Here is a 13,166-nt window from a genome sequence, read left to right on the forward strand (position 1 = left end):
CGGTCGGCGGGCAGGGCGGCCTGCTGCGGTCAGGCGGCGAGTTCGCCGGCCTGGAGCTGCCAGAGGGATGCGTAGAGTCCGTGCCGGGCGAGGAGTCCGTCGTGGGTGCCCTGTTCGGCCACCACGCCGCCCTTGTCCATGACGTAGATCCGGTCGGCATGGCGGACGGTGGAGAGCCGGTGGGCGATGATGACCATCGTCCGGTCGGTCGCGAAGGCCCGGAGCGTGCGCTGGATGGCGGCCTCGGTCTCGTTGTCCACGGCGGAGGTGGCCTCGTCGAGGATGACGACCGGCGCGTCCTTGAGGATCGCCCGGGCCAGGGCGATCCGCTGCCGCTGGCCGCCCGAGAGGGCGGCGCCGCGTTCGCCGATCACCGTGTCGTAGCCGTCCGGCAGCGTCGCGATGAAGGTGTGCGCCTCGGCCGTCGCGGCCGCTTCGACGACGGCCTCGTCCGAGGCGGCGAAGCTGCCGTAGCGGATGTTGTCGGCGATGGTTCCGTCGAAGAGGAACGGGTCCTGGGCGACGAACCCGATCGCGTGGCGCAGGTCGCGGCGCGGCACCTCGGACACGTCCCTCCCGTCGAGCAGCACAGCGCCGGAGTCCGCGTCCTGGAAGCGCATCAGCAGCTTGGCGATGGTCGTCTTGCCGGAGCCGGTGGCGCCGACGAGGGCGGTGACCTGCCCGGCGGGGATGGTCAGCGAGAGGTCCTCCAGCGCCGGCGGCCGGCCCGGGTAGGCGAAGGTCACACCGTCGAGGACGATCTCGCCCTTCACCGTCTCGACGTCGAGCGGCCCGCCGGTCCCCTCGGCCTCCACCGGCAGGGCCCGCAGCCGCTGGACCCGGTCGTAGGCGGCCAGGGTGCGCTGGTACTGGTCGACGATGCCGCCGAGCCGGCTCATCCGGAACAGCACCATCTGGGGCAGCCCGATCAACGGGCTGAACACCTCGAAGCGCAGCGTGCCGTTGAGCACCGCGCGGCCGCCGACCAGCAGGGTGCCGGCCATCGAGGCGGTCGTGCAGGCCCGGACGGTCTCGGCGTGGCGGATCGTGCTCCGGTCGGTCTGGTGCCGGCTGTCCTGGGCGACCGCGCTCAACCCGTCGATGCGTTCGGCCTCGTAGTCCTCGGTGCAGAAGCTCTTGACCGTGGCACCGGCCTCCAGCGTGTTGACCAGCTGGCTGTGCAACCTGGCCCGGTGCTCACCGGAGACGGCGTAGTCGCCCGCGACCTTCTCCTGGTAGCGGAAGGAGAGCCAGGCGATGACCGGGATGGGCAGGAACGCGATCCAGGCGATCTGCGGCGCCATCAGCAGGAACACCGGCACCAGGACGGCCAGACTGGTGCCCAGGTGCAGCACGTCGTTGGCCGAGGTCGCGAAGAACGCGCCCAGCTGACCGACGTCCTCGGTGAGCACACCGGCCACCCGGCTGGTCCGCTCGCCCTCCAGGTGCCGCAGTTCGAGGTGCTGCACGTGGGCGTACGTCCGGCTGCGCCAGTCGTGCTCGATGTCCTGGCCGAGCGCGCGCCACTGGAGGTTCGACGCGTACGACAGGCCCGCCACGGCGGCGCAGGCGGCCGCCACCAGCCCGGCCAGACCCCAGAGTTGGGCGGACGCGGTGGCCAGGCCGAGGCTGACCAGCGGCGCGGCCTCGCCCTTGATGAGCACCAGCCCCGTCCAACCGAGGAAGGTGCCCAGCGCCATCTCCGAGACCTGGCAGGCGACCGACAGCGCGCAGGCGCGGCGCAGCCGTCGGCGGTGCGGTCCGACGATCTCCAGCAGGGGGTGGCGTTCGGCTCCGGCCCCGGACAGCTCCCGGGTCGTGTCGACCGTCCGGCGCCAGACCTTCCGGGCGACGGCGGCGGTCGCCGCCGCCACACCGCCCAGCGCGACCAGCTGCCTGCTCAGCGCCGACCCGCGGATCAGCGCGACACCGGCCGCCACACCGCCCCCGACGGCGAGCACGGGGCGCACGACGACGCCGCGGTCCACCCGCGGAGCCGGTTGGGCGCCGGGCCGGTCGGGCGCCCGGTGTCCCGCGCCGGCCGGGCCCTGCGCGACCAGGGTGACGGCTCTGCGGACGATCCGGTCGACGTCCGTGGCGCTCACCCGCGCGTCGTGCCGGACGAGGACCCCGCCGGTGACCGGGCTGGCCTGCGCCTCGCTGATCCCGGGGACGCGCCGCAGGGCCGCGGCGAGGACTTCGGCCGTCCGGGGCCGCCCGAGGACCAGCTTGACGTCCCAGCGCTGCCGGCCCGGAATGACCGAACGCGGGCGCACGTCCGCGTCCACGTCCACGGAGCGGTATCCGGCTGCGGCACCCAGCAGAGAGGGCATGTGTACGATCACCTGTTTGCGGAGGTCGCGAGAAAGACCGTCACGGGCACGGCGGAATCGCTGCGACGAGGCGGGAATTCTTGAGGGGGAATTGCTGCTACCGACGGGCCCGCAGCCGACCGCCGCGCGGGAGCCTCATTCCGATATCCATCCATCCATCGGAAAGGTGCGCTCACACGGCGGCCGGGGTCGCCGGGCAGACCGTCAGTGCACCTTGCCGGCGCCGGCGCCCACGCGGATCTTCGGGCTCCTCGCCTCGGCTTCGGCCCGGGCGGCGGCCTCGTCCTTCCCGCTGCTCGGGGCGGCGTCCTCGGCGGCGCGCCGGCCGTCACCCGAGGGGGCTACGCCGTCGCCGGCGGAGACCTGCGCCGCCACCACCTCGGCGGCCACCTCGGCCGCGAGGTCGTGGATGTTCTCTCCGGCCTCGTGGGCCGCCTTCTTCACCTCAAGGACGAGGCCGACGGACGTCTTGACGACGCCTCGCACCAGCGGCTTGAGGAGACGCTTGGCCAGTGGCGCGACGATGAGGCCGACCAGGAAGGGCGGTACTAGGGGCGGCATGATGCTCCATCCTCTCTACGCGGACGTATGACAGGGACCCCGGGCAACTGCGGACGCACCGGAGCACCGCACGACTAGGCGGACGGAAGCACCCGACTGCGGAATTCGACGTTCCCCGCCGGATTTCCCGCCGGGATGAATTCCGCACTCGATGGATCAACCGCCCGCTCTGGCTTCACCGTAGTCGAGCCGGGCCCGTCGAAGCCAAACCTTCTCATCCGGTTTCACTCGTGCGAGCGTTCTCGGCCCGTTTTTGTAGCTCGGATTAACGAACAAATGCCCACCCGACAATCCGTTCATATTCTTTTTTGCTCATCGGAGCCCGTCGAGTTCACGTGCCACCCGCCGCCGGAGGGCGGGAAACGGCAGCCCGCCGCCGCCCAGGACCGCCTCGTGGAAGGCCCGCACCTCGAACCCGCCGCCCGGGCCGGCCTCGGCACGGACCCCGGGGCTGGCCTCGGCCCCCTCCCGCAGCCGGGCGAACTCCAGATACCCCGCACGGTAGGACAGCGCCTGCCCGGGCAGGTCCGTCGAGTACCGCAGCAGGTCCGAGGCGATCTGGGCGTCCGCCTCGGTGGAGTTGGCGCGCATGAAGTCCCGCGCCTGCTCCAGTCCCATGGTGCCGAGGTTGAGCCCGGTGTCGACGACGAGGCGCTGCGCGGTGAACCGCTCCTGCGCCAGGCGCCCGTACGCGTCCCACGGGTCGTCGTAGAGGCCCATCTCCCAGCCCAGACCGGCCGCGTACTCGGCCCAGCCCTCGTTGAACGCGCCGAACCCGGCCACTTCACGGCGCAGCCGGGGCAACGACCGGTTCTCCGCCTGGCGGGCCAGGTGGAAGTGGTGGCCCGGAGCCAGCTCGTGGTAGATCAGCGAGGCCGCGCCCAGCAGCGACCGCCCTTCCAGCCCCGCGCCGTTGTAGCGGTAGCGCCCGACCGGGTCCGCCGCCGTGGGCTGCTGGTAGTACCCGAACGTCAGCCCCGCCTCCAGCGCCGGATCCAGCCGGGCCAGCCCGTACGGGGCGCCCGGCAGCGCGGCGAACCACCGCGGCAGCAGCGGCGCCAGCCGGTCGAGGTACCGGCGGTAGCGGGCCTCGACCTCCTCCGGCGTGCGGGCGTACAGCCGGGGCTCGCTCCGCAGCCGCTCGTGGAACTCCTCCTCGGGGCCCGGGAATCCGAGGGCGGTACGGACCTCCCGCATCCGCTCGGCCAGTTCGCGACACTGCTCGCGGCCGAGCTCGTGCAGCCGCTCGGGCGGCGTCCCCCCGCCCGTGTGCGTCCGGACGAACTCCCGGTACGCCTCCTCACCGCCCTCGTACCGCGCCCAGCCCACGGCCTGCGGCGCCTCGCGCAGCTGGTCCGGACCGTCGACGGCGGCGAGCAGGCCGTCGAAGGCCGGCAGCAACTCGGCTTCCACCAGCCGCCGCACGCCGTCTCGGACGCGTCCGCGCTCGGCCGGCCCCAGCCCACCGAGCCGGCCCTCGTCCACCTCGACGCGCTCCGCCGCCGACGCCCGCAGGCCCGCGAGGGTGGCGCGCACCCCGGGCAGCGCGGGTGCCGGCACCCGGAAGCCGCGCACGGCCTGCCCCGCCACCTTGTCGCCGATCGAGCCGACCACCCGGGCCAGCTCACGCACCAGCACCAAGTACCGCTCGGCGTCCGGAGGTTGGTCGAAGCGGTGGGGCCGCAGGACGGCATCGACGTACTGCGACAACGGGAACAGCCGGTACGGCGTGACGGCGGGCGTCAGCCAGTAGCAGCGGTGGGCCCGCAGCTCCTGCTCGGCCGACCCGACGAGGAAGGCGGCCGTATCGGCATCGGCGCCGCAGAGCCCCGCGCCGTCGAGCGCCCGGGCTCCCTCCACGATCACCCCGACCCGCTCCACGACACCCGCGGCGAACCGCGCCCGCTCCTCGGCCTCGGCCGGCGACACCCCCGGCAGCGACTCGACCGGGAGCCCCTGCCGGGCCCGCAGCAGCGGGTCACGCTCCAACAGGAACTCCCAGTAGCGGTCCGCCAGCCGACCGATCTCCCGGCCCGGTTCATTCGTCCTCATCCGGCCATCCTGCCGAGGACGCGCCGCCCGGCCACCCCGGTCCGCGGACAACCGGCCACGGCGCCCCCCGAACGGGTGAACCGGATCGGCCCCCGCCACCCGCGCCCCCTTCCGCCCGCCAAGGCGGCACACGGCCAAGACCTTTCGAACAGGCTTGCCGTACAGGTGAGTTGACTCGCCAGCGCCAGCACTCGGTGGCACCATGACGCCATGCCCCGTCGCCCCCTGCCGGTCCCGCTGGCGGCTGCCCTGACCACCACGGCCGTCACGGCCGGCGCACTCACCGGCTGCGGCAGCGTCGCCCCCTCCTCCACGACCGGTCCCCTCGTGGACCGCGGGACCGTACGGATCGCGGCCGCCAGCGAGACACCCAGCTTCAACCCGTACACGGCCTTCGGCGCCGGCCCGGCCCGCTACGCCTACGACTCGCTGGTCAACGTCGCCGCCGACGCCACCCTGGTCTCCGGCCTGGCCTCCTCCTGGCAGGCCACCACCACCACGGCCACCTTCACCCTCCGCCCGGGAACCACCTGCTCCGACGGCACCCCCCTCACCGCCACGGCCGTCGCCCGCGCACTCACCTACGCCGCCGACCCGGCCCACCAGCTCGCCGGTGCCCAGACCGTCCTGCCCACCGTCCCGTTCACCGCGAGCGCCGACGACTCGACCGGCACCGTGACGGCGACCACCACCGCCCCCTTCCCGTTCCTCACCCGCACACTCGGACTGCTGCCGATCGTCTGCCCCGCCGGCCTCGACCGGCCCCAGTCACTCGACCGCTCCACCCAGGGCACCGGACCGTACGTGCTGACCCACTACACCCCGGGCGGACCGTACGAGTTCACCGTGCGCGAGGGCTACACCTGGGGGCCCGCCGGAGCCACCACCGCGGAACCCGGCCTCCCCGCCCGCATCGTCATCTCCGTGGTGCCCCAGGCCTCCACCGCCGCCAACCTGCTGCTCACCGGCGGCATCGACATCGCGAGCGTCAACGGACCCGACCGCGCCCGGCTCACCGACCACGGCCTGGCCACCGCCGACGTGGCCACCGTCATCGGGCTGACCTTCTTCAACCAGCGCCCCGGCCGCCCCCTCGCCGACCCGGCACTGCGCCGGGCCCTGGTGTCCGCACTCGACCGCCAGGGGCTCGCCAACGTCGCCGTCGGCGGCACCGGCACACCCGCCACCGACTTCGGCGCCCAAGGCGCCGTCTGCCACGCCGACCTCGCCGCCGCCAACCTGCCCGTACAGGACGCCACCGAGGCGCTGCGCGCCGCCGGCTGGACCCGCGCCGCCGACGCCCGACTGACGAAGAACGGCCGACCGCTCCGGCTACGCCTGATCACCAGCCCCGACCTCGGCCCGACGCTGGCACCCGTCGCCGAGCTGATGGCCCGCTCCTGGACGGCCCTGGGCGCGGACGTCAAGCTGGTCACCGAGAGCCTGCCCGCCCTCGTCAACGCCATGTACCAGACCGGCGACTTCGACGTCGTCGTCGGCACCTCCCCCGGCTTCGCCCTGCCCGTCGGCTTCATCCCGTTCTTCTCCGGCCCGCCCCCCGCCCAGGGCCTCAACTTCGCGGGCGTGGCCAATCCCGCATACGACGCCCTGGTCGCCCAGGCCCTTCGGGAGCCGGACACCGCGGGCTGCGCCACCTGGAACCGGGCCGCCGCCGCGCTCTTCCGCTCCGCCGACGCCCTGCCGATCGCCGACGGCCGCAGCACCGTGTACGGGCGCAGCACCACCTTCGCCACGACCTTCGGCGGCCAGGTCATCCCCACCAGCATCCGCCTGCACCGATGACCGGGGGATCCCGCGTGACCGCACTCCGTCGTTCGCCGCCTCTGCCGCGTCTGCCACGTCTGCCGTGGAAGCTCATGCCCCGTCTCCTGCGGCACCCGTGGACGGTGTTCCTCGGCCGGCGCACCGCCCGGTTGCTCCTCTCACTCGGGGTCGTGCTCACCGCCTCGTTCGCGATGATCCGCCTGGTGCCCGGAGACCCGGTCCGCGCGGCGCTCGGCGTCGACGCCTCCCCCGCCCTCGTGGCCGCACGCCGGCATCAACTCGGGCTCGACGAACCCTTCCTGGCCCAGTACCGGCACTATGTCGACGGCCTCGTGCACGGCGACCTCGGCACCTCGCTGGTCACCTCGACACCGGTCGCGGAGCTCGTCCGCACCCGGCTGCCGGCCACCCTCGAAATCGCCGGCCTGGCCTTCCTCGTCACCCTCGCCGTCGCCCTGCCCTGCGGCCTGCTCGCCGCCGTCCGCACCCGGGACGGCCGGCACCCGCGCAGCGAGCTGGCGTTCACGACGCTCACCGCCGGCCTGGCCGGGATCCCCGACTTCGTCCTGGCCGCCGGGCTCACCGCGCTACTGGCCGTCGGCCTCCAACTGCTGCCGGTGGCCGGCACGGCGGGCGCCGGATCCTTCGTCCTGCCGGTCCTCGCGCTCTCCGTGGCGCCCACCGCCGTCCTGGTGCGCATCGTCCGGGTGGAGGCGCTGAAAGTGCTGTCCGAGGACTACCTGCGCACCGCCCGTGGAAAGCGGCTGTCACCGCTACGCCGCTACCTGCGGCACGCGGCGCCGAACATGGCCACCGCCGCACTCACCGTCGCCGGAGGCCTGCTGCCCGCCCTGATCGCCGGCACCGTGCTGGTGGAGAAGGTCTTCGCCTGGCCCGGCATCGGTTCGGCCCTGGCGCAGTCCGTGAGCTCGCAGGACTACCCGGTGATCCAGGCGATGGTGCTGATCCTGGGCACGACCGTCCTGCTCGCCGCGCTCCTGGTCGACGTGCTGCTGGCGCTGCTCGACCCGCGCTCGACGATCCGGGAGAGCTGAGGTGCCGATGCCCCTTCCCACCAGGTACCTCCGCTCGCCCATGGCCTGGGCCGCCACCGCCATGCTGGCCTCTCTGGTCGTGCTCGCGCTGGCGGGCCCGCTCCTCTGGGGCGCGGCGGCGGACCTCCCCGACCCCTCGGCGGTGCTGCAAGGCCCCTCCACCGCCCACCCCTTCGGCACCGACAACCTCGGACGGGACCTGCTCGCCCGGGTCCTCACCGCCACCCGGCCCTCCCTGCTGCTCGCACTGGCCGCGACCGCGATCGGCGCGAGCACCGGCATCCTCCTCGGCGCGTCCACCGCCGTCGTCGGCCCCCGCGCCCGCCGCCTGCTCGCGGCAGTGATCAACCTCCTGCTCGCCTTCCCCGCACTCCTGGTCGCGCTCTTCCTCGCGGTCGTGTTCGGCGCGGGCGCGGCCGGGGCGATGCTCGCCCTCGCCGTCGCCGGTGTACCCGGCTTCGCCCGGCTCGCCCAGACCCTCGCCGCCGCCGTCGCGGGCACCGACCACCTGGCCTCGGCCCGGGTCCTCGGCCTGCGCCGGCACCGGCTGCTGTGGCGGCACGTCCTGCCCAACATCGCCGAACCGCTGCTGCTGAGCGCGACCACGGCGGCGGGCACCTCCCTGGTCGCGCTCTCCGGGCTGAGCTTCCTCGGCCTGGGCGTCCAACCGCCCGGCTACGACTGGGGGCAACTGCTCAACCAGGGGCTCGACCGGATCTACGCACAGCCGCTGCCCGCCCTCGCCCCCGGCCTGGCCATCCTCTACGCGGCGGTGACGTTCCAACTGCTCGGCGAGGTCCTGGCAGGAGGCGCCGCCCGGCGCAGCCCGGCAGGCCGTACGGACCGTACGCCCCAGCCTACGATCGCGCCGAACGGGCCCGCCGAGGACGGCCTCGTCCTCCAGGTCGAGGACCTGAGCGTCGAACTCCCCACCCCCGACGGCGTGATCCGGCCCGTCCGCGGCGTGAGCCTGTCCCTGCGGCCGGGCGAGATCGTCGGACTCGTCGGCGAGTCCGGCTCCGGCAAGTCGCTCACCGCACTCGCGATCGCCGACCTGCTCCCCGAACGCGCCCGGGTCTCCCACCGCACCCTCCGGCTGCTCGGCGCCGACCTGGACGCCATGACGCCGAAGCAGCGCGACCAGCACCTCGCGACCGGCCTGGCGATGGTCTTCCAGAACCCGGCCACGGCGCTCAACCCGTCACTCCGGATCGCCACCCAGCTCACCGAGGCACCCCGCACCCACCTCGGCGCGAGCCGCACCCAGGCCCTGCGGGACGCCGAGGACGCCCTGCGCCGGGTGGCCCTGCCCCCCGCCCTGCTGCGGTCACGCCCCCACCAGCTCTCCGGCGGCCAGCGCCAGCGCGTGATGATCGCCGCCGGCCTGATGATGCGGCCCGGCCTGATCATCGCCGACGAGCCGACGACCGCCCTCGACACCACCGTGCAGCGGCAGATCACCGACCTGCTCTCCGACCTGCGGCGGGACACCTCCGCCGCCGTCCTGTTCATCAGCCACGACATCGCGCTCGTGAGCGGATTCTGCGAACGCGTCCTGGTGATGTACGCGGGCTCCGTCGTCGAGGCCCTCCCCGCCGACCGGCTCGCCACCGCCGCCCGGCACCCCTACACCCGGGCCCTGGTCGCCTCGGTGCCTGACCTCACCGCGGACCGCGACCGGCCGCTGCCCACCGTGGCGGGCGCACCGCCCGACCCGATCGCCCCCACCCCGGGCTGCCCGTTCGAGCCCCGCTGCCCGTACCGGCTGGACCGCTGCACCCGGGAGGCTCCGCGGCTGGACCACGTGGACGCGCTCCAGCAGGTCGCCTGCTGGAACCCCCCGCCGGTGGAGGAAGAAACGGTCCAGGCTACGGAACATCAGGTGGAGGCGGACCCGTCATGACCAGCCTGCGGCTCTGCGACCTCACCGTCCGCCACCACGGCCCGCGCGGCCCGGTCACCGCCGTGGACCGCGTCTCACTGGAGGTCCCGGCCGGCACCACGCTCGGGCTCGTCGGCGAGTCCGGCTCGGGGAAGTCGACCCTGGCCCGCGCGATCGTCGGGCTCGCCCCCGTGCACGGCGGCCGGGTCCTCGTCGACGGCCAGGACGTCCGGGTCCGCACCGTCCGCGCCCGGCGCCGGCTCGGCCGACTGGTCCAGATCGTCCTCCAGGACCCGGACACCGCGCTCGACCCCCGGATGACCGTCCGCCAGAGCCTCGTCGAGGCCGCCACCGTCTTCCACCGGCTCGACCGGCACGCCCGTGCCGAGCGCGTCGCCGAGCTGCTCGACCTCGTCGGACTGGACCCCCGGCTCGCCGGCCGCCTGCCCCGGCAGCTGTCCGGCGGCCAGCGCCAACGGGTCGCCGTCGCCCGCGCCCTGGCCGTCGGACCCGGACTCCTGATCGCCGACGAGATCACCTCGGCCCTCGACGTCTCGGTGCAGGCGTCCGTCCTCAACACGATCCGCGAACTCCAGCAACGGCTCGGCCTGTCCATGCTGTTCATCGGCCACAACCTGCCCGCGGTCTGCTACGTCTCCGATACGGTGGCGGTGATGCGGCTCGGCCGGATCGTCGAAACGGGCCCCACCGACGCCCTCCTGCGCGACCCGCAGCACCCCTACACGCGGGAGCTCCTCGCCTCCGTCCCCCGCCTGTCCGGCCCACCGCCCTCCCGGAGGTCCCGATGACCGTCGACCGACCCGACGCGGTGGTGATCGGGGCCGGGGTGATCGGCACCGCCGTCGCCCTCGAACTCGCCCGCACCGGACGGCAGGTGGTCGTCGTGGACAAGGCCGGCGCGCCCGGCCACGGATCGACCGGCGCCTCCAGCGCGATCGTCCGGTTCAACTACTCCACCTTCGACGGCGTCGCCACGGCCTGGGAGTCCCTCCACCTGTGGGCGTCCTGGCCCGAGCACCTCGGGCTCACCACCGACCGCCGCCCGCTCGCGGCCTTCCGCCGCACCGGCGCCGTACTGCTCGACCCGCCCTTCCCCGAACCCGCCGACACCGCGGCCCTGTTCGACCTGGCCGGCGTCCCGTACGAACGGTGGGACACCGCCGCCCTGCGCGAGCGCCTGCCCGGGATCGACGCCGGACGGTACTGGCCGCCGAAGCCCGTGGACGACGACGCCTTCTTCGACGGCCCGGCCGGCGAGCTCGGTGCCCTGTTCACCCCGGACGCCGGGTTCGTCGACGACCCGCAGCTCGCGGCCCAGAACCTCGCCGATGCGGCGGGCGAGCTGGGTGCGCGCTTCCTGTTCCACCGCACCGTGGTGGCCGTCGACCGGCGCTCGGACCGCGTGGCGGGCCTCCGCCTGGCCGACGGGGCCCGGATCGCCGCGCCGGTCGTGGTCAACGCCGCCGGCCCGTGGTCGGGGGGCCTCAACCGGCTGGCGGGTGTCGGCAGCGACTTCACCATCGGGGTACGTCCCCTGCGCGAGGAGGTCCACCAGATCGCCGCGCCCGACAGCTCCACCACCGGCGCCACCACCGGGCCCGCCGCCGGCCCTGCCACCGGCTCCGCCTCCGGGCCGCTTCCCGTCGTCGCCGACGTCGACCTCGGCACCTACCTGCGCCCGGCCGCCGGGGGCCGCCTGCTCATCGGCGGCACCCAGCCGGCCTGCGACCCAGCGGAGTGGATCGACGACCCGGACGAGGCCGACCCGCGCCCCACCGCCCACCGCTTCCGCACCCAGGTGACCCGCGCGGCCCGCCGCTTCCCCGGGATCACCGTCCCCAGCCGGCCCGTCGGCGTCGCGGGCGTGTACGACGTCGCCGACGACTGGACCCCGATCTACGACCGCACCGCCCTCGACGGCTACTACGTCGCCATGGGCACGAGCGGCAACCAGTTCAAGAACGCCCCGCTGGTGGGCCGCTACCTCGCGACCCTGATCGACCTGGTCGAAGCCGGCCACGACCACGACGGCGACCCGGTCCGCTACCGCTGCGAGCACACCGGCAACGTCGTCGACCTGGGCGCGTTCTCCCGCCGCCGCCCGGTCCGGACCGGCTCCGCCCGCACGGTCATGGGCTGAGGGTGCGCAGTTCGCTCACCAGATCCGCGACCACCCCGACCACGAACCCGGGCTCCTCGGTCGGGAAGTCATGGCCGGTGCCCGTCGGCGTGTGCACCACCCGGGCCGTGGTCGACGCCGCCAGGTAGCGGGTCCGGGCCCCGAGGTAGAACCGGCCGATCCGCTCGGCCTCGGCGGCGTCCCCGGCGGCCGCCAGCACCGTGTCCCCGCCCGTGAGGTCGCGGGGTATGACCAGCACCAGCGGCAGGTCGCCGAGGTCCCCGTCGTAGACCACGGTCTCCCAGCCCACCTCCGCCAGGCCGGCGGGCGAGAGCTCCGCGAAGATCGACGCGGCGGCGCAGTAGTGGCCGGTCCGAGCGCCACGGCCGCGGCCCCGGTGAGCGCCGAACAGGTGCCGCACCGCCGTCAGCAGGAACTCCCGGCGCATGCCCGCGACCAGCCGGTTGGGCGGCGCGAAGGCGATCACCTCCAGGGGCGTCGGATCCAGCAGCACGAGTCCGGCCACCAGATCCGGCCGCCTCCTGGCGGCATTCGCGACCAGCAGCCCGCCGAAGGAATGGCCGACGAACACGTACGGGGCCCGCTCCCCCGCCGCCTCCAGCGCGGCCACCAGCTCCTCCGCCTCGGCCGCCGTCGTCCTCGGGAAGGGCCCGACGTCACTCCAGCCCGAGCCGAACCGGTCGACCAGCACCGAGCGGGTCCGGGCCGCCATCATCGTGTGCAACTGCCCGAACTCCTCGCCCGGCGCGTGCCCGCCCGGCATCCAGACCACCGTCGGCCCGTCCCCGGCAACCCCCTCCGCGAGGACGTGCATCCGGCGCCCGCCCACCCCGACCAGCCGCCCCGGCGCCCCGCCCGCCCCCGCGCCCCGGCCCACCAGCAGCAGATGCCGCACCGCGCCGACCGCCAGCACCACACCCACAGCCACCACTAAGCACCCGAGCGCCACCAGCCAGCCCGCACCGCCCCCGACCAGCCCGACCCCCACGCCCACCACCAGCACCGCGACCGGCACTCCCAGCCAGTCCCGGCTCAGCAACGCGAGCAGGGCATCCGCCACCCGTCCGTTCCGGCGCATCGGTCCTCCACGGCATCCGAGAGGCGACCTCTCCCCCTGTTCTTCCCGCATCCGCCCGCGTCGACGCGCCACCACGAACACGCATTCGACACCCCGGGGCCTGTCCGTCCTGCGCCCCGCCGCCGTGCGCTGCCCATCGGAGAAGAGCCGGTCACCAGGCCACGGCCCCGGAAATGCAGAGAACCCCCATCCGGTTTCCCGGATGGGGGTTCTCTGTGAATGATTGTTCGGCGGCGTCCTACTCTCCCACAGGGTCCCC

The 13,166-nt window shown here is 74.3% G+C and carries 9 protein-coding genes; 5 read left to right on the forward strand and 4 right to left on the reverse strand.

What is annotated here, in order from left to right:
- Positions 1-29 precede the first annotated feature (29 nt).
- The 3 genes from ACFVX9_RS24900 to ACFVX9_RS24910 all read right to left on the reverse strand — a co-directional run bounded on the left by ACFVX9_RS24900 (position 30) and on the right by ACFVX9_RS24910 (position 4,946).
- On the reverse strand, positions 30-2,333 hold the full coding sequence (locus tag ACFVX9_RS24900) for an ATP-binding cassette domain-containing protein (protein ID WP_387983539.1): 2,304 nt from the start codon (positions 2,331-2,333) through the stop codon (positions 30-32).
- A 204-nt stretch (positions 2,334-2,537) separates the two neighbouring features.
- Positions 2,538-2,894: a DUF5132 domain-containing protein gene (locus ACFVX9_RS24905; RefSeq protein WP_387983541.1), complete on the reverse strand. Its 357-nt coding sequence runs from the start codon at positions 2,892-2,894 to the stop codon at positions 2,538-2,540.
- Between the two features lie 312 nt (positions 2,895-3,206).
- The gene (locus ACFVX9_RS24910) at positions 3,207-4,946 is read right to left on the reverse strand and encodes a DUF885 domain-containing protein (protein ID WP_387983543.1); all 1,740 of its coding nucleotides are present in this window, start codon (positions 4,944-4,946) and stop codon (positions 3,207-3,209) included.
- Positions 4,947-5,156: 210 nt separating this feature from the next.
- On the opposite strand from ACFVX9_RS24910, the gene ACFVX9_RS24915 reads away from it, so the two are divergent.
- From ACFVX9_RS24915 to ACFVX9_RS24935, 5 genes are all read left to right on the forward strand, one after another.
- Positions 5,157-6,749 (forward strand): ABC transporter substrate-binding protein, encoded by a 1,593-nt coding sequence (locus ACFVX9_RS24915; protein WP_387983545.1) that lies wholly within the window; start codon positions 5,157-5,159, stop codon positions 6,747-6,749.
- A 74-nt stretch (positions 6,750-6,823) separates the two neighbouring features.
- Positions 6,824-7,786: an ABC transporter permease gene (locus ACFVX9_RS24920; RefSeq protein ID WP_363377303.1), complete on the forward strand. Its 963-nt coding sequence runs from the start codon at positions 6,824-6,826 to the stop codon at positions 7,784-7,786.
- Positions 7,787-7,793: 7 nt separating this feature from the next.
- The gene (locus ACFVX9_RS24925; protein ID WP_387983547.1) at positions 7,794-9,689 is read left to right on the forward strand and encodes a dipeptide/oligopeptide/nickel ABC transporter permease/ATP-binding protein; all 1,896 of its coding nucleotides are present in this window, start codon (positions 7,794-7,796) and stop codon (positions 9,687-9,689) included.
- Positions 9,686-10,477 carry an ABC transporter ATP-binding protein gene (locus ACFVX9_RS24930; RefSeq protein ID WP_387983548.1) on the forward strand — a complete coding sequence of 264 codons (792 nt, stop codon included), beginning with the start codon at positions 9,686-9,688 and terminating at the stop codon, positions 10,475-10,477. Before ACFVX9_RS24925 ends, ACFVX9_RS24930 begins: the two co-directional genes overlap by 4 nt.
- Entirely contained in the window at positions 10,474-11,829 is a 1,356-nt protein-coding gene (locus tag ACFVX9_RS24935; protein WP_387983550.1) for an NAD(P)/FAD-dependent oxidoreductase, read from the forward strand. Before ACFVX9_RS24930 ends, ACFVX9_RS24935 begins: the two co-directional genes overlap by 4 nt.
- On the opposite strand, the gene ACFVX9_RS24940 is transcribed toward ACFVX9_RS24935, so the two are convergent.
- Entirely contained in the window at positions 11,819-12,907 is a 1,089-nt protein-coding gene (locus ACFVX9_RS24940) for an alpha/beta fold hydrolase (RefSeq protein WP_387983552.1), read from the reverse strand. The genes ACFVX9_RS24935 and ACFVX9_RS24940 overlap by 11 nt on opposite strands.
- Between the last annotated feature and the right edge of the window lie 259 nt (positions 12,908-13,166).

The organism is Kitasatospora sp. NPDC058243 (assembly GCF_042882025.1).
Taxonomy (GTDB): domain Bacteria; phylum Actinomycetota; class Actinomycetes; order Streptomycetales; family Streptomycetaceae; genus Kitasatospora.